Raw genomic sequence first — 20,095 nt, 5'->3', positions numbered from 1 at the left:
TAATGACTTTTTCAGCATCCACTAGTTGATTGTCCTATGCTTTGTAAATTTTTCAGGAAATAGGGGGGCAGATGCTTCTTTTTCGTAGTTTATGGTTTCTGTTTTTTAATCTTATGCTGGTGGCTTCCTGTTGGAGCAGTGTTGAGTCACCCGAGCAGAAAGCTCACAGGAATGCCCGGCTCAGTGTCAACGGCCTCTATTTTAGTTTCGTCTTTGCCGAAGAAAATAAAAGGCTGTTAGAAGCCATCATGGTTTCAGTGCGGCAAGTCTATGACTACTATTATCAGGATCTTTGGTCGGAAGGTCACTCTGCAACAGAGAATCGGACAGAAGCCCGACAGCAACTTCTCACCAACCTCATCCAGCAGGCTATCCGGCATACTACTTCGAAAGTCATTGGTAGCGAAAAGGTGGTTGACAGTCACCCGGACTGTTGCATGTTCCATCTCCTGCAGGCATTCAGTAATGCTCCTGCCATGGAGGAATCCGGGGATGTCGTTCATTGGTATCGAACCCGGCCTGTGTTGCTTCAGGGGGTCGTCGCTGAAGATCGTATGGACTCTACGGAGAGCCTGATTCAGGAGGCTGTGCAGAACAGTTTCAGAGAATTCCCGTCTAACCCGGTTTCCCGGGAACAGTTAGCCCGGCAACTGGGTTTTATAGTGGTGGAAATGCAGGAGCTTTTTCTCCGTGGTAAGGCGCTCCGTTCTCTTAGCCACAGGGTAAACCGCTTCAAACGGATACCGGAGATTGCCAGTGATCCTTCATTTGCTTTTTTTCTTTCCTTTTTGACTGAACGGTTTAACAGCCATGACACCCTCTGGCATACAGAGAGCGGGGGGAGCAAATGGCGTCAGTATCAGGGAGACCTCTCCGCCCTGTTTATGAAAGCTGCTGATCATGAAGATTATGGTATTGAGTGGTACCAGCAGATTCGCAGGGTTCTGGATGGAGAAAAACCGGTCATTGAAGAGCCTTTCGGGGCTGACAATGATTGGGAACATTGGATCAAACCTGTGATCATGATTCCGTTTTCCTTGGTGGTCATCTTCACGGTGGTATCAATAGTGAAAGAAATATGTGAACCGGAACCTCCGCGAAGAAGAGCTAAAAGAGGATAGGCTGTAAACATTAGCCAGAGCCCCCGTTTCGCTGAACAATTTCCACAATTAAACGTTCTGCCCTGAATTCATTGGTTTTTTCTCTGCAGCTGCCATTACCTTGTTCTATGCTTCCTTAATTTGTCAGGACACAGGGGTGTTGGATGCTTCTTTTTCGTGGTTTTCTGTTTTTGTTTCTCAGTCTGATAGCAGTGGCTTCCAGCTGGAGCAGTGTTGAGTCAATCGAGCAGAAAGCTGAGAGGAATGCCCAGAAGAATCTTGGCAATCTCTATTTTGATTATGTCTTTGCCAAAGAAAATGAGGGGCTGTTAAAAGCCATGATGGTATCTGTCCGGCAAATCTATGACCTTTATAAGCCGAATCAGTGGCCACAAGACCAACTGGTTCCAGACAATCAGAAAGAAGCTCGACAGCAGTTTCTTACCAGACTCGTCCAGCAGGCTGCCCGCCACACTATTGCGAAAGTTAACGATAAATTGGACGACAGTGACCCGGACCGTCCCATGTTTCATCTCCTGCAGGCATTCAGCAATGCTCCCGACATGAAGGAATCTCAGGATGTCGTTCACTGGTCTCAAACCTATCCGGTCATGCTTCAGGGGGTGATGGCTGAAGATCGTCTGGACTCCATGGAGAGTCTGATTGAGGAGGCTGTGCAGAACAGCTTCAGAGAATTTCCCGCCAACCCGCTTTCCCCGGAGCAGTTAGCCCGGCAACTCGGTTTTATTCTGCTGGAAATGCAGGAGCTTTTTCTCCGGGGCAAGGCGCTTCGTTCACTCAGTTTTAAGGTTGAAAAGCAAAAACAGAACCCACGGATTGCCAGAGACCCTGCATTTAACATTTACCTGACCATCCTGACTGAAGACTTTAATAATCATCCCACCCTCTGGCATAAAGACAGCAAACGTCGTGACTATCAGGAAAACCTCTCTGCCCTGTTTATGGAAGCGGCTGACCGTCAGGATTATGGTCTTGGGTGGTATCAGCAGGTTCGCAGAATTCTGGATGGTGAAAAACGGGTCAGTAAAAAGCTGGTCAGTAAAAAGCCGATCAGGCAAAGCCATCAGGATGACAATAACTGTGAACGCTGGTTTAAAATTGGGGTGATCGCTTCGGCAGGCGGCATGGTCATCAGCATGATCAGCATAATGGCCTTTTTGATGGTCGATGAATATAAAATGGAACGCAAGTGGCGGCAAGAGGAAAAGCTGCGAAAGAAGCTGGGCAGAGCACTCAACAAGCCCTGGCGGAAGGATCCGAAAGGAAGGGACTGGACACCTAACAGAAGGGACAGGAAGAAGGTAAGAGATATCATCGAAGGCTTTGATCGAAAGATTTGGGAAAAAGTCATGATCAGAGCCGGGGTTCTGGATCCCCATTTCTGTGACATGGATCTGGATGATCTCTATATGCAGTGGTCGCTGGCAGATCTTTATAGCCATTTGAGACAAGAAGAATATATCCTGACAAGAGAAGATAAAATACGTCATGAACAGCAGCGGCAAGAAGCGGCTGAAAGAGCCAGAGCAGCCGCCTACACTGCAACAACCCATCAACAAAATAAGCGCAATACCCTATCCAATTCCGGCTTCAGTTGGGATTCTTCAGACAACGATGGTGGTTTTGGCTTTTCCAGCTGGGATACACCGACCACTCTTTCAGTTCAGGGTCTGGAGGCTAGCTGGGATTGATTATTTAAAGCTTTGTCAGCTGATTTATTTCAGTAAACAATTTCCGCCATTAAAGGTTCTGGCCATGGATTCATTGTTTTTATTCCGCAGCAACCACAGTTGCTTGTCCTATACTTTCTAAATTTGCCGTTTGACAGGGAGGTCAGATGTTTTTTCTTCGAGAATTATTGTTTGTGTTTCTCAGCTTGCTGCTGGTGGCTTCCTGTTGGGGCAGTGCTGAGTCACCCGAGCAGAAAGCCGCCAGGAATGTTCGGGATAACCTGAATAGTCTCTATTTTGATTACGTGTTTGCCGAAGAAAATGAGAAGCTGTTAAAAGCCATCATGGTTTCGGTTCGGCGAGTCTATGAGCAGGATCAGGAGGCGCAGGACCGCTTTTTCCCAGGCAGTCAGACAGAAAACCGACAGCAGTTTCTGACCAGACTCGTCCAGCAGGCTGTCCGGCATACTATTTCGAAAGTCACCGCTAGCGACAATCCGGACCACCCTATGTTTCACCTTCTGCTCAACAAAGCACCTGGCATGGAAGAATCCCCGGATGTTGCCCGTTGGTATCGAACGCGACCTGTGTTGCTTCAGGGGGTCTCGGCTGAAGACCGAACGGACTCAATGGCGAGCCTGATTGAAGAGGCAGTGCAGAACAGTTTCAGAGAATTTCCGTCCAACCCGCTTTCCCCGAAAGAGTTATCCCGGCAGCTTGGTTTCATTCTGGTAGAAATGCAGGAGCTTTTTCTCCGTGGCAAGGCGCTTCGTCATCTCAGCTACAGGGTCGATGAGCAAAAACAGGACCCGGAGATTGCCGGAGACCCGGCCTTTGTTCTTTACGTTTCCTCTTTGACTGAACTGTTTAACAACCATCCCACCCTCTGGCATACAGACAGTGACCGTCGTCAGTATCAAAAAGATCTCTCCACCCTGTTTATGGAAGCCGCTGGTCGTGAAGGTTATGGCACTGAATGGTACCAGCAGGTTGGCAGAGTTCTGGAGGGTAAAAAGCCGGTCACCTACCACCCCCGAAGTGGTTATAATCTCGATGGTCTCAATTATAAAGTACTGTTCCTTTCAGGCGCCTTGCTCGGAGGTTTTTTAACCGGCGTGATGGGTATAGTCATTGCTCATGGCCAGAGGCTATCACAAAGAGAGCAATGGACATGGGAGATTGAACAGGCGGAGGAGTTGCAAAGAAAGTTAGGCAAGGCACTTGAGCTGGAAGATCAGGAAGGAAGGGACCGGAAGCCTGACAGGAGAGACAGGAAAAAGATCGGAGAGATTATGGAAGGCTTTGATAGAAGGGTTACGGAGAAAGTACTGATCAGGTCCGGGGCTCTGGATCCCTATTCCTGTAACGTGGATATTAATCTCAGCATGCAGATATCGCTGATAAAGCTATACGACTATTTGAAGGAACGCAGGTATCTCTTGACAAAAGAAGAGAAAAGACGCCGGGAGATGGAGATGGAGATGGAGATGGAGATGATGCAGGAAGAGGCGGATGAAAGGGCCCGAACAGCCACCTGCAGCGGAACTAGCCATCAGCAGGGGAGGGCGACCACACATTCACCCTCCAGTAGTTCTTCAAGTCAACAAAGAGCAAGTGGCTGTTCCAGCTGGCGTACCCCAAGGACTTCTGAGGTTCAGTGTCGCAAGGCGACCTGGAGCTGAATGGCACCATTAAAAAGACTCCCCAATAAACAATTTCCGCAATTAAAGAACCTGCCCCTTGTGAATTTACAGACTTTCCTTATTATTGATGTTTCACGGAGATCTGCTCAGGATCTCTGCGCTCGTCCTGGTTCAGGACCCTCAGAATTGTTCAAGACATAAGGTTACGGAATTCACATGCTGGATCCCAAATACGTTCGCAGCCACCTCGATGAAGTGGCTGCCTTGCTTCGTAAAAAGCATTTCGAGCTGGATGTAGAGCGACTAAACGCTTTGGAAGAGCGTCGCAAGTCCCTGCAGATTCGCACCGAACAGCTTCAAAGCGAACGTAAATCCGGGTCGAAGGAGTTCGGCAAGATTAAATCCCGGGGCGGTGATATCTCCGAACTCAAGGCTCGTATGGACCAGCTCTCTGCGGAGGTGAAAGAGTCCGAGCATGAACTGTCAGCCCTGCAGGTAGAACTGAATGACTTGTTACTGGGGGTTCCCAATCTGCCCCATGAATCAGTACCGGAAGGAGCTGATGAAGAAGACAATGTTGAAGTGCGTCGCTGGGGGACCCCGACTGATTTCCAGTTTGACATTAAGGATCACGTTGATCTGGGTGAGCCCCTGGGTCTGGACTTTGAAACCGGCACCAAACTGTCTGGTGCACGTTTTACACTGATGCGTGGTGGCATTGCCCGACTGCATCGTGCCCTGGCTCAGTTTATGCTGGATGTTCAGGTTCAGGAACATGGTTATGAAGAGGTCAATACACCGGCTCTGGTTCATGATACCGCTCTGCTGGGGACTGGACAGCTGCCAAAGTTCAGTGAAGATCTGTTCAAGACCGAATGCGCTGAAGCTGAGAAACCTTTCTACCTGATTCCAACCTCCGAAGTGACCCTGACTAACGTCGTGCGCGAAAGCATTCTGGATGCCACTGAACTGCCACTGAAACTGACGGCACACTCTTGCTGTTTTCGCAGCGAAGCAGGCAGCCATGGTCGTGATACCCGTGGCCTGATCCGCCAGCATCAGTTTGAGAAAGTGGAAATGGTTCAGGTAGTGCATCCGGAAAAGTCGTTCGAGGCGCTGGAAGCCATGACCGGTCATGCTGAGGCTATTCTGCAGAAACTGGGACTGCCTTATCGCGTAGTCGCGCTCTGCGGCGGTGATCTTGGCTTTGGTGCCGCCAAAACTTACGATCTGGAAGTCTGGTTGCCGGGTCAGGGCAAGTACCGTGAGATTTCTTCTGTCAGTAACTGTCTGGATTTCCAGGCCCGCCGTATGCTGGCCCGTTTCCGTAATCCTGAAACCGGCAAGCCGGAATTGCTGCATACTCTCAATGGTTCGGGTCTGGCAGTGGGCAGAACGCTGGTGGCTGTTCTGGAAAATTATCAGAATGAAGACGGCTCCATTACTATCCCGGAAGTGCTTCAGCCTTATATGGGTGGTGTTACTGTGCTGGGCAGATAGCTCTGAAACAGATAGTTCTGAAACCAGAGCACCTTCAGGTGCTCTGGGTCACAGGCTCCGAGACCAGGTTCTTCAACCACCGTCGTGAGAATACCCTGAACAACACCATCATAGCCTTAAACAGCTCTTCAAACAGGCTGAAAATAAACACCAGGTACAGCGGCAGTCCCCAGTGCGCTGCGAGCCAGGCCATGGGGATGCCAATCCCCCACATGGCAAAGGTGCTGATGATAGCGGTGGCTTTGACATCGCCGCCACTTCTCAGCAGACCAAGAATTCCCATCAGGTTGATAACCCGGATACATAAGCCCACACTGGCTACGATCATTGCCTCCTCGGCCATAGTCATGGTAGGGCCTTCAAAGTTTCCGAACAGGGTGACTACATCCGTCCGGAAAACGATCAGCAGAGTACCAATAAATAGCGCAATAAAGGGTGACATGATCAGCATCATCCAACCCTGTCGCCAGGCTCTCTCAAAACGGCAGGCTCCCAGTTCCTGACCCAGAATAATAGAGCCGCCCACACCGAATCCGAGAAACAGTGAAATCAGGATGGCCTCGATAGAGGAGATCGCTGACATGACTGCAAGCTCATTGACACCAATACCGGCATAGATGACGCTGTATATAATCAGACCAAAAGCCCAGGAACCGTCCTGGAGCACGATGGGAACACTGACTTTGAAATAGCGAATCAGCTCTTTCGTTTTCAGGCCCAACTCTAAATCCTGTTTTTCGGGAATCAGGTAGCTTCTGAATTGTTTGATGTACCAGAGCAGAAGGACTGTCTGGAAGAGTCTGGACAGGGTTGTTCCCCAGGCCGATCCGGCAACGCCCAGTTCCGGGAATCCAAAGTGCCCAAAAATCAGCACGTAATTCAGGAATACATTCACCAGAATGGCATAAAAGCCAATGAGGGTGGGTGTTCTGGCATCGCCAGATGCTCTCATCGCGGCTTCCAAAGGTACGACAATTGCCGCACAGATAATCGAAGGGGCGGTAATCAGGAGGTATTCAATAGCCAGTCGGGTTAGCTCAGGGTCGCGGGTTGAAAGCCCGATCACGACATCAGGCAGCAGCATGTAAAAGGCCACGATAGGTATTGTGATGAGTACTGAGGTCAGCAGCGATTGCACCAGCGTTCTTCGCAAGCCCGCAGGATCGCCTGAGCCTATAAACTGTGAGGCCAGAATACTCATACCACTACCCAGAGAGGCAGTCAGAATCAGGTTAAAGAAAAAGATTCGGTTTCCCAGACCCACCGCCGCAACGGCCGTCTCACCCAGCTGACCGACCATCAGAATATCGATGAGTCCGAGCAGGGAAAACATCATGGATTGCAGGGAAACAGGCAGGGCGAGGCGCCAGAGTTTATGAAAAAACTCCCTGTCCGCACTAAAACTTAGTGAAGCGGATGTATTCATGCAGTTCCTGATAAAAAGGGTATTAAGTACTCAACCCTACGAAATCATATTTTCTGACTTATTGTTCAGGCGCTCGCGGCAACTGCTCCTGCGTTGCTCTAGCTCCTGCATCCATGCAGTCGTGATGCGTTGCAACTCTGGTCACATAGCTTGCTATGTTCCCGTCGTTGCGCCTTGCAGAGCACCTGCCCAATAAGCCAGAAATATTCGATTCCGTATGGCTGAGTACTTAGACTGTTCTAGATTCAGTCTTGAATTATTCGGCGTAGATTATATGAACTAAAGTATCGCTCATCTGCTGGGAAATACCGAACTCTGAAGTGAGACAACCAGGCATTGGATTTTAAGGCTTTAAAAGAGGGTATAAGGATCAAATTTATTCTTATTAAAGGATAAGCATTCACTGGTATAATGCCAGACAATGAGAGGAACAGGTTCAGTATCAGGTTAAGCCGCTGAAAAAACCGTTTCCCGGATACAATAATGATAACTGAAAGAGAGTCGTCCGAGTGGATTATTTGCCATTATTCCTCGAAGTTCGTGATCGTCCCTGTCTTCTCGTTGGGGGGGGGGACATTGCCTTGCGCAAAGCCAGATTACTGTCTGATGCGGGTGCGATGATTCAGCTGGTAGCGCCCGAAATTCACCCGGACCTGATGACATTGATCAATGCCGGAGATCATCAGTTCCGGCAGAAAGCCTTTGAGCTTTCTGACTTGAACGGCGTTTGTCTTGTGATTGCGGCGACCGATGACCCTGAAGTGAACTCGGAAGTGGCCCGGCAGGCAAAGCTGCAAAATCTGTTTGTCAATGTGGTCGATGACGCTCAATCCGGTAATGCCGTAATGCCTTCTATTGTGGATCGCTCACCGGTTATGGTGGCTTTCTCAACGGGAGGAAAAGCACCTGTTTTAGCGCGAATGCTGCGACAGCGATTGGAATCCATCTTGCCGGCGGGCTATGGCCGTCTGGCCGAAATGGCGGGGCAGTTTCGTGCAGAAGTGTCCCGGAAATTCAGCCATATTAATGATCGCAGATATTTCTGGGAGCGCGTGTTAACCGGGAGCGCTGCGGAAAAAGCCATTTCCGGTGATGTTGAAGCAGCCCAACGTTTAATGGCAGAAGAGCTGGCCAGCTCCGAAGCGGTGACAACCGGGGAAGTGTATCTGGTGGGTGGTGGGCCAGGCGACCCGGACCTGCTGACATTCAAAGCGCTGAGGTTGATGCAGCAGGCTGATGTCGTGTTGCATGACCGACTGGTTTCAGAACAGGTATTGTCACTCTGTCGTCGGGATGCGGATTACATTTACGTAGGCAAGAAGCGCGATCGACACACCCGCCCCCAGGAAGAAATTAATCAGCTACTGGTGGATCTGGCAAAAGAAGGTAAGCGGGTGTTGCGTCTAAAAGGAGGAGATCCATTTATTTTTGGTCGGGGAGGTGAAGAGATTGACTCTCTGGCTGAAGAGAATATTCCTTTTCAGGTGGTGCCGGGTGTTACGGCGGCGTCCGGCTGTGCCAGTTATGCGGGCATTCCCCTGACGCACAGAGATCATGCTCAGTCTGTAAGGTTTGTAACCGGTCATCTTAAAGACGACAGCTACAACCTGAACTGGCAAGAAATGGTTGACACTTCCCAGACTCTGGTTTTCTACATGGGTCTGATGGGGCTGCCACGAATCTGTGAAGAGTTACACAAACACGGGCGCAGTTCAGACACACCCATTGCTTTGATTGAGAAGGGAACCACCCAGAAACAAAGGGTATTCACCGGAACTCTGGAGACGATCTGCAGTATTGTTGAAGGGAATGCTGTAAAGGCACCCACTCTGATAATTGTTGGCGATGTGGTGCAGCTCCACGACAAGCTTAAGTGGTTTAATCCTCAAACTTCTTAGTTCAAACAATACATCCCCCACCCACTGCATTCCCGCCCTTTGCGCGGGAATGCATCAGGTTATAAGTTCGACAATATGGCCAGAGTGGCCATGACACCCAGAGCAGTCGTCACTGCGGCTTTACCTGCTGATGAAGTGGGCAGGACTGTCATATTTGTGCTTGATGCAGTGGGTACGACGGTCATATTTGTATTTGATGAAGTTGGGAGTGCTGTGGTCGTAACTGTGTTTGATAAGTTGGAGGCCGCTGCCGAACTCATATTGACGGCATTGAAGAAGGCTGCGAAACCTGCAGCTGGGTCAGAGGGCGGACTGACTGGCTGGCAGACCTCTGAAACAAAGAAGAGCTCACCTTCGAGGTTGACCAGCCCGGCGCAGGCAGTGGCTGTGGAACCATTCATGGCGGTCCAGATATTCACGGTTGTTTGAGTGGGAATTGGCCAGACACTGGGTGAACTTACAACTTTTTCGCACAGTTTTTGTTTTCCCACGTCATCCAGTGTTATGTGTGCTGCTTTCAGGCTGAAGCGTTCCAGAGGTTGCCACCATGGTTTGACTGCCTGAAGGTGGTTACAAACCAAATTCAGAGCAAGCAGTCCACTGACGGTCAGAGCGGTCTGTGTTGTTTTGATCTGATTACCAATCAGGTAAAAAAGAGGAAACTTTGTTTCCTTATCTGCGGTACCAACAAGTACAAACCCTCCCTTGCGAAGAGGGTCGAGTCGTGTGATACCCTCATTGGAAATATTAACATTGTTTTTGAACACATCCATGGAGATTCTGGGGCCCAGTCTGAACTCTCCCGCCTCTGCCATATCGCCCTGGAATGTGTTCCCAGTCACAGTCAATAACCTGGACTGGTACTTGATGGCGGGAAGATTGATTAATATTCCCTGATCGGGAATAAGATTGGAAAGAATGCCGTTGTGAAGCCCGGTGTATTTTTTTCCAATGACCGTGTTATTGGCAAACTGTAGACCTGGACCTCGATACCAATAAGTGGCGGATAAATTCAAAGGTAACTTGCAATCCAGGTTAACTGCTGCCCGAACAGGAAGATGGAATACGTTTTTTTCTAATATCAGTCTGCGGTTATAACACTCTGCAAAAACAATGGAGTCAATTTTGGGGAGGTTATTCTCCCAGGTTGGCCGGAAAGTAATGTGTCGTATATTACTTTTTCTTCTTTCTTCGAAGAGGAAGTTATCAGGGGCTCCAATCCTGATCATACTACTGCCTGTAAATCCTGGCCGATTCTCGATAACGATTTCATGATCGACCTCGGCAGGTCCAAGAATGTCCTGACCGTCTTTCAAACGAATTTCACCGTCAATAAAGTATTTAGCGGTAATTTTACCAGGCGCCGAGGTCGTTGACGGAGGCGGCATCGCTGTGGTGCTATTTGACTGAACCATTGAGGAAGAGGTCATATTCATCGAAGAGCTGGTGGTGACATTGGCAGTGGTTGGGACAGTGGTTGGGGTCTTTACGGTTTCGGAGGAGAGCAAAATAACAGTGTTCTCGGGAATCCGTTCGATCAGCTTGTTTAAATTCTCTGTCGGGTCAGCTTTGAGAACAATACACTGTCGATTGTAAACAAGGTCGCTATAAAGGTTCACTACTGCATCAACCCCTGAAAGACGTTCGCACAATTCAGTCGGAAGGAGGGGGGGAGCAGAAGGGGTTACACTGGGTGATTGAGTTGTGTTCTGTGCCTGCAGAATCAGAGCCTGTGACAGGAGTACAAGAGCGATTAAGCAGGTTGAATAATACTGTAGCTTGGTCATGTTAAGGACTCCCGATAAGCCTAGGAGCCTGACCGAGAATAGACTGCCCTACTGCGGCGGCAGCAAATTGGTCTGAAAATCCGCTTTTGTTCGTCAAATAGCTCGCTATTCTCCTCACAAAACCGAATTTTCATCCTCAATTTTCTGCCGTCCTCGCTACGGGCGCTATTCTCGGTCAGGCTCCTAGATAGGAAGCCTAGACTCCGCATTTATACTTATCCATTAATATGGTTAAGATGTTTCAGGAAAAACAGTTGGATTTTTCTTACTACCCTCTCTTCAGTGCTCTTGCCCGGACAGCCAGCCCTGACTCCAGAGCTATTTCATATCACTCGTTTTGCCCTCGACGGGAATGTCTATCTCCCGAGATGATGTACGGATTCCCGGGCCGGGACCACCCATAGTACCTGAAAGCACGGGAATCAGAATAAACGCAGGGTACATTTATGTCAGGGCCTGGTTGCATAAGACTATAGATTCAACAATACAGCCAGAGTGGTTATAACACCCAAAGCAGTCGTCGCGGCGGTTAAACCTGCAGTTGAAGTGGTCACAAAATCAGAGTCGTCTAAACCCGCTGATGTGGTGTCAATAACAGCAGGGGTAGCAAGTGTCGGGCAGTTTGCTGCATTGTCAAAGTAGAGCTGACCCTGGATATTGGTCAGCCCGGTCAGAACAGAAGCTGTGGAATAATTGATGGGAGTCCAGGTATTCACGATCTGGTTGAGTGTCGGTCTACTGGTCGTTGCCATGCCGGCGGTTGAACTCACGGATCTTTGGCACTCAGTTCCGAGCGGTATGGGGTCAACTGCTATCACTGGACGAAATTCGCTGTATTGGTTCCACAGAGCCGTTCCCAGAAAGTCGTTACAGGCCAGGGCCAGTCCAATGCTGTAAGAGATGTTTATATTTTTCGTTGTGACGTAGATATAATTACCAGCCAGTTTAAAGCGAGAAACTTTACCGCCAAACCGATCACCTATAAGAGCGAATCCCCCTCGTCGGCCCGCATATCCTGTTGCAATTTCGTAACGCGTTATGCCTTCAGTATCAATGGTAACCGTGTTTCTGAAGATATCAATACTGTTTTCGGGCCCAAGCTGAATCTCAGCCAATTGTGAGGTTTTGCCCCGGACTGTGTTCTCAATTATTTCGAGTTTGTTTGACTGTCTGGTGATGTTACCAAGATTAATGATTATTGCTGCCTCGGGAATCATACTGTGCTGTGTTGTGCGGATGGTTTCACCTATGACCTCGTTGTTGGCGAAACGCAAGCCTGGACCCGTTTGCAAATTATTGGCGGATGCATCCAGAGATGTAGAGCATCTCATGTTGACTGCGGCAAAGGTAGGGAGATATAAAACGTTGTTTTCTATAGCCAGCGTCCGGTTATAACAGTTTGTGTGAAAAATAGAGTAGATTGGATTATCGGGATTAGCTCCGGTTGGCCGGAAAGTTATGTGTTTTATATGATTGTCTATTGTTTCGCTAAAATTGAATCCGCCATTGTATTCAACTCCAACCTCGATCATGTTTCTGTCTGCAAAACCTGGATGAAGCTTGATAACAATTTCATAACCGTCATCAGCAGCCCCGATGATGTCCTGACCGTTCTTCAAAGTTATTGCATTGGCGATAAGATATTCAACAGTGGGCTTACCTGTCACGGGGGCAACGGTTGGAGAAGTTGTTTTGGAGGAAAGCAAGATAATGGTGTTATCAGGAATCCGTTTAATCAACTCACTTAAATCATCTGCAGGGTCGGCACTGAGAACAACGCACTGTCGTCCGCTAACAAGACCAGGGTACTGCTTAAGCCGTTGTTCAACCCCAGTCGTTTGACCTCTGAGAGAGCTACATAATTCCCTTGGAGGGGGAGTTGCAGTAGTAGGAGCTGCAGTTGACGATTGAGCTGTAGCTGTCGATTGAGCTGTAGCTGTCGATTGAGCTGTAGCTGTCGATTGAACTCCAGCTGACGATTGAACTGCGGCTGACGATTGAACTGCGGCTGACGATTGAACTGCGGCTGACGATTGAACTGCGGCTGACGATTGAACTGCGGCTGTCGATTGAACTTCGGCTGTCGATTGAACTGCGGCGAACGGTTGAACTGCGGCGAACGGTTGAACTGCGGCTGTCGTTTGAACTGAGGCTGTCGGTTCAACTGCCGTTGTCAATTGAACTGTGGTTGTTGGATGAACTGAGGTTGTCGATTCAGCTGCCGCTGTCGGTTGAAGTGCTGCTGTCGGTTGAGCTGTGGTTGTTGGATGAACTGCGGTTGTAGGTTGAGTCGTGTTTTGAGCCTGAAGGTTCAGGGGCAGTAACAGAAATACAGGAGCGATGAACAGGGCCGAATGGTGCCGCAACTTAATCATTTTCAGGACTCCTTGGAAAAGTCGTTAGGAAGACTAGACGCTGTGTTTATACTTATCCATTAATGTGATGATGGTGTTGCAAGAAAATAGATGGATCTTTTTGTCAATCCTCTCTTTAGTGCTGCTAATCAGAGTATTAGCCTTGATTCCTGAGCCTTTCATATACAGGGTGCGGGCATGCTCTTTTAACCGAGGAATCAGCTCAGGCTATAGATTCAACACTATGGCCAGAGAAGCTATGACCCCCAAAGCATTGGTCACTGGAGTTGTACCCGCTGATGAAGCAAAGGATTGAGGCTCTGTCATGCAGACAGCTGAGTCAAAGTAGAACTGACCCTCGACGTTGGTCAGTCCAGTCAAAGCAGTGGCTTTGGAATCATTGAAGGGAGTCCAGGTATTCACGATCTGGCAAAGTGTCGATGCATTGGTCGTTGCCATGCCGACGGTTGAACTCACAGACCTTGGGCACTCATCTGCCAGTGGCAATGGATCAACGGCTTTCAGGGGGAAATCTTCGTTGTCTACTTTCCACAAAGTCATTCCCAGAAAGTGGTTACAGGCCAGCGCCAGATCAAGCTTGTCATAGATAGTTAAAGCTGTCGTTGTGACGTTGATGTTGTTACCAGCCAGATTAATGAGAGGCGCTTTTCTATAGGCAGAAACGAAAAGACCTTTTAAAGCGAACCCTCCTTCAATTCCTGTACGAATTTCGCCAGGTGTCTTGTCTTTATTATCAATATCAACAGTGTTTCTGAAGATATTAATATTGCTTCCGGATCCAATTGCAATCTGAGCCAATTCCGAGATTTTGCCCCGGAATGTGTTACCAATTATTTCGAGTTTGTTTGACAGGTTATTGATGTTGCGAAGATTAATGAATATTGCTTTCTCGGGAATCATACTGAGTTTTGTTGTGTGGATGGTTTGACCAATGACATGATTATCAGCGAAACGTAAGCCCGGGCTCGTGTGCAAATCACTGGTGGATGCATCCAGATTCGCAGAACAATTAATGTTAACTGCGGCCCGGACAGGGAGATAAAAAACGTTGTTCTCTATAGATAATGTCCCAGAATAGCAGTTTGTGTGGACAATAGCGTCAGTTTGAGTATCTGGATTAACTCCGGTTGGCTGGAAAGTAATGTGTTTTATATGACTGTCTGCTGTTTCTCCAAAATTGAATTCGTCATCGTAGTGAACGCCAACTCCGATCATGTATTTACTTGTAAAGTTATCATGAAGCTTGATAACAATTTCAAAACCGTCATCAGCAGCCCCGATGATGTCCTGACCGCTCTTCAAAACGATTGCATTGGCGATAAAATATTCAACAGTGGGCTTACCTGTCACGGGGGCAACGGTTGGAGAAGTTGTTTTGGAGGAAAGCAAGATAACGGTGTTATCAGGAATCTGTTTTATCAACTCACTTAAATCATCTGCAGGGTCGGCACTGAGAACAACGCACTGTCGTTCGCTAACAAGATCACTGTCGTCGATAAGCCGTTGTTGAACCCCCGTCGTTTGGCCTCTGAGAGAGCTACATAATTCCGTTGGAAGGGAAGTTGCGGTAGCGGCATTTACCAGGCAAAACGATAAATCCAACGCATCCCGAAATTCAGTTCTCGAAGAGCAATTGGCTGTTAACACACGTGGGTCTGCATTTTGGCAAAAAAGTTGATCATTGGGGATAGATCCAAAATTCCTTATATTGCCATTGACATAGCTGTTCACCGCATTGGTCTTGGTAACCTTTGTTCCACTATTTCCCCCAGCCCCGATCCCGGCTTTTGAAAATCCACGCTTGGTGGCTCCGACATGGCTGTTCACCGCCATGGTGTTGGCAACCTTTCCTGTATTTGTAACAAACGCCCCCCCGATGCCGGCGTCTGCATACCAACCCTCGGTTTTGGCATTGCTGTTCACCGCAGTGGTTTTGTCAACCGTACCGTGAACCTCCCCCCCACCGATGCCGGCATCTGCATTCGAACCCGAGGTTTTGACCGAGCTTTTCACCGCCGTGGTGCTGTCAACCTTTCCCCGGTAATACAACAACCCCCCTCCGATGCCGGCTTCTGCTTGATTACCCTCGGTTTTGACATGGCTGTTCACCGCCGTGGTGTTGACAACCGTTCCTTTAACCACCCCCCCACCGATGCCGGCGCATGCCTTGAAATTCTTGGTTTCGACCCTGCTGTAAACCGCAGTGGTGTTGGCAACCGTTCCTTCAACCCACCCCCCCCGATGCCGGCATGTGCATGCTGACCCGAGGTTGTGACACTGCTGTTCACCGCCATGGTGTTGGCAACCTTTCCTGTATCTGTAACATACCCCCCCCCGATGCCGGCGTTTGAATCCGAAGCCTTGAGTAAGACATGGCAGTTCACCGCCGTGGTGTTGTCAACCATTCCTTTAACCACCCCCCCACCGATGCCGAGGCGTACACGCCCCCCCCCTGGGTTGTCAATACGAACATCTTTCGCCCGGATATTACTGACTTTGCCAGTATCATCAACAACACAGGCTGCTAACCCGGTCGTCTTCCAGGAAGTTATATTGGCACCCGTAAAGTGAAGGTTCCTGATGCTGCCTTTCAGAGTGTCTATAAAACAGTCAGACAGGCCGCTGATGGCACGGCACTGCCCATAGTACTCCCCGGTGAATGGATGGGTATCATTGCCAATGGATTGATAGTCTTTAGTGACAACAATATCCGCTGTCTGTTGATAGGTACCGTTTAGTGGATATTCTCGACCAATCTTGCTCAGGTCTTCTGCATCATTAATCTTTATGGGGGCTGTTAACGCTGTAGTGGGTGTAGATTGAATGGTCAGGGCTAGTAACAGAAATTCAGGAGCAATGAACAGGACCGAATAGTGCCGCAACTTAATCATTTTCAGGTCTCCTTGAAAAGCCGACAGAAAGCCTAGTCGCTGTGTTTATAGTTATCCACTAATAGGATTAAGGTGTTGCAAGAAAACAGATGGGTCTTTCTGTCAATCCTCTCTTTAGTGCTGCTACTCAGGGTATTAGCCATGACTCCTGAGCCGCTCATATAAGTACCTAACCAGTTGGTTTCGCATATTCTGGACGGCGGCTTTTTCCATCCTTCTGCGTTCCAACTCTGGTTGCGTAGCTATGGCTACGCGCCCGTCGTTGCGCCTTGAAGGATGAAAAAATCCACTCGCCAGAATATGCGAAACCAACTGGCCAGGTACTTACAGGGCAAGGGCGTTGCAACAGCCTCTTTATAAACGAGGGGATGAAACACTCAGGCTATAGATTCAACAATATGGCCAGAGAGGCTATGACCCCCAGAGCATTGGTCACTGGGATTGTATCCGCCGATGAAGTGGAAACCGGGTTGATATTGAAAGTCGCATTGGTAGTCGCATTGGTAATAGACGCTATGACCCCCAGAGCATTGGTCACTGGGATTGTATCCGCCGATGAAGTGGAAACCGGGTTGATATTGAAAGTCGCATTGGTAATAGATGCAGAGGACTGAGGGTCTCTCATGCAAACAGCTGAGTCAAAGTAGAACTGACCCTCGACGTTGGTCAGTCCAGTCAAAGCAGTGGCTTTGGAATCATTGATAGGAGTCCAGCTATTCACGATCTGGCAAAGTGTCGGTGCACTGGTCGTTGCCATGCCGACGGTTGAACTCACAGACCTTGGGCACTTATCTGCCAGTGGCAATGGATCAACGGCTTTCAGGGGGAAATATTCGTTGTCTACTTTCCACAAAGTCATTCCCCGAAAGTGGTTACAGGTCAGTGCCAGATCAAGCTTGTCATAGATAGTTAAAGCTGTCCTTGTGACGTTGATATTGTTACCAACCAGATTAATGAGAGGAGCTTTTCTATGGGCAAAAACGAAAAGACCTTTTAAAGCGAACCCACCCCTTCGGGTTTCAATTCCTGTACGGATTTCGCTACGTGTCTTGCCTTTATTATCAATATCAACAGTGTTTCTGAAGATATTAATATTGCTTCCGGATCCAATTGCAATGTCAGCCAATTCCGAGATTTTGCCCCGGAATGTGTTATCAATTATTTCGAGTTTGTTTGACAGGTTATTGATGTTGCGAAGATTAATGAATATTGCTTCCTCGGGAATTATACTGAGTTTTGTTGTGTGGATGGTTTCACCAATGACCTTGTTATTAGCGAAACGTAAGCCCGGACCCGTGTGCAAATCACTGGTGGATGCATCCAGATTCGCAGAACAACTAATGTTAACTGCGGCCCAGACAGGGAGATAAAAAACGTTGTTCTCTATAGATAATGACCGATAATAGCAGTTTGTGTGGACAATTTCGTCAGTTTGAGTATCTGGATTAACTCCAGTTGGCCGGAAAGTAATATGTTTTATATGATTGTCTGCTGTTTCTCCAAAATTGAATTTGTCATCGTAGTCAACGCCAACCCCGATCATGTATCTATTTTTAAAGTTATCATGGAGCTTGATAACAATTTCATAACCGTCATCGGCAGCCCCGATGAGGTCCTGACCGTTCTTCAGAGTTATTGCATTGGCGATAAGATATTCAGCAGTGGGCTTACCTGTCACGGGGGCAACGGTTGGAGAAGTTGTTTTGGAGGAAAGCAAGATAACGGTGTTATCAGGAATCTGTTTTATCAACTCACTTAAATCATCTGCAGGGTCGGCACTGAGAACAACGCACTGTCGTCCGCTAACAAGATCACTGTCCTCGAGCCGTTGTTGGACCCCCGTCGTTTGACCTCTGAGAGAGCTGCATAATTCCGTTGGATGGGGAGTTGCAGTAGTAGGAGCTGCAGTTGACGATTGAGCTGTAACTGTCGATTGAACAGCGGCGGACGGTTGAACTCTAGCTGTCGGTTGCACTGCGGCTGTTTGTTCAACTGCGGCTGACGATTGAACTGCGGTTGTCGGTTCAACTGCGGCTGACGATTGAACTGCGGTTGTCGGTTCAACTGCGGCTGACGATTGAACTGCGGTTGTCGGTTCAACTGCGGCTGACGATTGAACTGCGGTTGTCGGTTCAACTGCGGCTGACGATTGAACTGCGGTTGTCGGTTCAACTGCGGCTGACGATTGAACTGCGGCTGACGATTGAACTGCGGTTGTCGGTTCAACTGCGGCTGACGATTGAACTGCGGTTGTCGGTTCAACTGCGGCTGACGATTGAACTGCGGTTGTCGGTTCAACTGCGGCTGACGATTGAACTGCGGTTGTCGGTTCAACTGCGGCTGACGATTGAACTGCGGTTGTCGGTTCAACTGCGGCTGACGATTGAACTGCGGTTGTCGGTTCAACTGCGGCTGACGATTGAACTGCGGTTGTCGGTTCAACTGCGGCTGACGATTGAACTGCGGTTGTCGGTTCAACTGCGGCTGACGATTGAACTGCGGTTGTCGGTTCAACTGCGGCTGACGATTGAACTGCGGTTGTCGGTTCAACTGCGGCTGACGATTGAACTGCGGTTGTCGGTTCAACTGCGGCTGACGATCGAACTGCGGTTGTCGGTTCAACTGCGGCTGACGATTGAACTGCGGTTGTCGGTTCAACTGCGGTTGTCGATTGAACTGCGGCTGACGATTGAACTGCGGTTGTCGGTTCAACTGCGGCTGACGATTGAACTGCGGTTGTCGGTTCAACTGCGGCTGACGATTGAACTGCGGTTGTCGGTTCAACTGCGGCTGACGATTGAACTGCGGTTGTCGGTTCAACTGCGGCTGACGATTGAACTGCGGTTGTCGGTTCAACTGCGGCTGACGATTGAACTGCGGTTGTCGGTTCAACTGCGGCTGACGATTGAACTGTGGCTGTCGGTTCAACTGCGGCTGACGATTGAACTGTGGCTGTCGGTTCAACTGCGGCTGACGATTGAACTGTGGTTGTCGGTTCAACTGCGGCTGACGATTGAACTGTGGTTGTCGGTTCAACTGCGGCTGACGATTGAACTGCGGTTGTCGGTTCAACTGCGGCTGACGATTGAACTGCGGTTGTCGGTTCAACTGCGGCTGACGATTGAACTGCGGTTGTCGGTTCAACTGCGGCTGACGATTGAACTGTGGTTGTCGGTTCAACTGCGGCTGACGATTGAACTGCGGTTGTCGGTTCAACTGCGGCTGACGATTGAACTGTGGTTGTCGGTTCAACTGCGGCTGACGATTGAACTGTGGCTGTCGATTGAACTCCAGCTGTCGATTGAACTGCGGCTGTAAGTTGAGTCGTGTTCTGAGCCTGAAGGTTCAGAGGCAGTAAAAGAAATACAGGTGCGATGGACAGGGACGAATAGTGCCGCAACTTAATCATTTTCAGGACTCCTTGGAAAGTCGATAGGAAGCCTAGTCGCTGTGTTTATAATTATCCATTAATAGGATTAAGGCGTTGCAAGAAAATAGATCGATCTTTCTGTCTGTTCTCTCTTAAGTTTCTGTTATTCAGGGTGTTTGCTCTGACTCCTGAGCCATTTATATACAGGGTTTTGCAACAACCTGTTTAAACCGAAAGGATGAATCAGTTCATGTCTATAGTTTCAACAATATGGCCAGAGTGACTATGACACCCAAACCATTGGTCACTGCGGTGGTACCTGATGATGAAGTGGGAACCGGACTGGAGAAAAAAAAAAAAAGACACCCATAAAAAATGTCTCTTCAGGGGGAAAAAATAAGACATTCAAAAACT

Annotated in this window: 13 protein-coding genes; 6 read left to right on the top strand and 7 right to left on the bottom strand. The window is 48.8% G+C overall.

What is annotated here, in order from left to right; translation table 11 throughout:
• Window positions 1-71: 71 nt before the first annotated feature.
• From ACOJUO_RS22000 to serS, 4 genes are all read left to right on the top strand, one after another.
• A complete protein-coding gene (locus tag ACOJUO_RS22000; protein WP_422138167.1) occupies window positions 72-1,121 on the top strand; it encodes a hypothetical protein in 1,050 nt (349 codons plus the stop codon).
• Window positions 1,122-1,264: 143 nt separating this feature from the next.
• On the top strand, window positions 1,265-2,812 hold the full coding sequence (locus tag ACOJUO_RS21995; protein ID WP_422138166.1) for a hypothetical protein: 1,548 nt from the start codon (window positions 1,265-1,267) through the stop codon (window positions 2,810-2,812).
• Window positions 2,813-2,958: 146 nt separating this feature from the next.
• Entirely contained in the window at window positions 2,959-4,473 is a 1,515-nt protein-coding gene (locus tag ACOJUO_RS21990; protein ID WP_422138165.1) for a hypothetical protein, read from the top strand.
• Between the two features lie 177 nt (window positions 4,474-4,650).
• A complete protein-coding gene (gene serS, locus ACOJUO_RS21985; protein ID WP_422138164.1) occupies window positions 4,651-5,934 on the top strand; it encodes a serine--tRNA ligase in 1,284 nt (427 codons plus the stop codon).
• 34 nt (window positions 5,935-5,968) lie between these two features.
• On the opposite strand, the gene ACOJUO_RS21980 is transcribed toward serS, so the two are convergent.
• The gene (locus ACOJUO_RS21980) at window positions 5,969-7,360 is read right to left on the bottom strand and encodes an MATE family efflux transporter (protein ID WP_422138163.1); all 1,392 of its coding nucleotides are present in this window, start codon (window positions 7,358-7,360) and stop codon (window positions 5,969-5,971) included.
• 509 nt (window positions 7,361-7,869) lie between these two features.
• Between ACOJUO_RS21980 and cysG the strand changes: the two genes are divergently transcribed.
• Window positions 7,870-9,258 (top strand): siroheme synthase CysG, encoded by a 1,389-nt coding sequence (cysG, locus tag ACOJUO_RS21975; RefSeq protein WP_422138162.1) that lies wholly within the window; start codon window positions 7,870-7,872, stop codon window positions 9,256-9,258.
• Window positions 9,259-9,317: 59 nt separating this feature from the next.
• Here the strand turns inward: cysG and ACOJUO_RS21970 are convergent, their stop codons facing one another.
• The 6 genes from ACOJUO_RS21970 to ACOJUO_RS21945 all read right to left on the bottom strand — a co-directional run bounded on the left by ACOJUO_RS21970 (window position 9,318) and on the right by ACOJUO_RS21945 (window position 18,061).
• Window positions 9,318-11,045, bottom strand: a complete 1,728-nt coding sequence (locus ACOJUO_RS21970; protein ID WP_422138161.1) for a hypothetical protein — start codon at window positions 11,043-11,045, stop codon at window positions 9,318-9,320.
• 470 nt (window positions 11,046-11,515) lie between these two features.
• Window positions 11,516-12,784, bottom strand: a complete 1,269-nt coding sequence (locus ACOJUO_RS21965; RefSeq protein WP_422138160.1) for a hypothetical protein — start codon at window positions 12,782-12,784, stop codon at window positions 11,516-11,518.
• Window positions 12,785-12,789: 5 nt separating this feature from the next.
• Window positions 12,790-13,209, bottom strand: coding sequence for a hypothetical protein (locus ACOJUO_RS21960; protein WP_422134037.1), 420 nt, complete (start codon window positions 13,207-13,209; stop codon window positions 12,790-12,792).
• Window positions 13,210-13,627: 418 nt separating this feature from the next.
• Complete coding sequence (locus tag ACOJUO_RS21955; protein ID WP_422134036.1) at window positions 13,628-15,562, bottom strand: hypothetical protein; 1,935 nt, start codon at window positions 15,560-15,562, stop codon at window positions 13,628-13,630.
• Window positions 15,526-16,311, bottom strand: a complete 786-nt coding sequence (locus ACOJUO_RS21950; RefSeq protein ID WP_422138159.1) for a hypothetical protein — start codon at window positions 16,309-16,311, stop codon at window positions 15,526-15,528. Before ACOJUO_RS21950 ends, ACOJUO_RS21955 begins: the two co-directional genes overlap by 37 nt.
• Before the next feature lie 382 nt (window positions 16,312-16,693).
• Window positions 16,694-18,061 (bottom strand): hypothetical protein, encoded by a 1,368-nt coding sequence (locus ACOJUO_RS21945; RefSeq protein ID WP_422138158.1) that lies wholly within the window; start codon window positions 18,059-18,061, stop codon window positions 16,694-16,696.
• A 266-nt stretch (window positions 18,062-18,327) separates the two neighbouring features.
• On the opposite strand from ACOJUO_RS21945, the gene ACOJUO_RS21940 reads away from it, so the two are divergent.
• Entirely contained in the window at window positions 18,328-19,629 is a 1,302-nt protein-coding gene (locus ACOJUO_RS21940; RefSeq protein ID WP_422138157.1) for a hypothetical protein, read from the top strand.
• The last annotated feature ends 466 nt before the right edge of the window (window positions 19,630-20,095 follow it).

This window comes from Endozoicomonas sp. ALC020 (assembly GCF_049275935.1).
Taxonomy (GTDB): domain Bacteria; phylum Pseudomonadota; class Gammaproteobacteria; order Pseudomonadales; family Endozoicomonadaceae; genus Endozoicomonas_A.
This window is presented reverse-complemented; position numbering and strand designations above follow the sequence as displayed.

Bases quoted from the DNA above. Each gene is read 5' to 3' on its own strand.
- ACOJUO_RS21950 (WP_422138159.1), bottom strand. From the start codon at position 16,311: ATGATTAAGTTGCGGCACTATTCGGTCCTGTTCATTGCTCCTGAATTT.
- ACOJUO_RS21990 (WP_422138165.1), top strand. From the start codon at position 2,959: ATGTTTTTTCTTCGAGAATTATTGTTTGTGTTTCTCAGCTTGCTGCTG.
- serS (WP_422138164.1), top strand. From the start codon at position 4,651: ATGCTGGATCCCAAATACGTTCGCAGCCACCTCGATGAAGTGGCTGCC.
- ACOJUO_RS21970 (WP_422138161.1), bottom strand. From the start codon at position 11,045: ATGACCAAGCTACAGTATTATTCAACCTGCTTAATCGCTCTTGTACTC.
- ACOJUO_RS21980 (WP_422138163.1), bottom strand. From the start codon at position 7,360: ATGAATACATCCGCTTCACTAAGTTTTAGTGCGGACAGGGAGTTTTTT.
- ACOJUO_RS22000 (WP_422138167.1), top strand. From the start codon at position 72: ATGCTTCTTTTTCGTAGTTTATGGTTTCTGTTTTTTAATCTTATGCTG.
- ACOJUO_RS21995 (WP_422138166.1), top strand. From the start codon at position 1,265: ATGCTTCTTTTTCGTGGTTTTCTGTTTTTGTTTCTCAGTCTGATAGCA.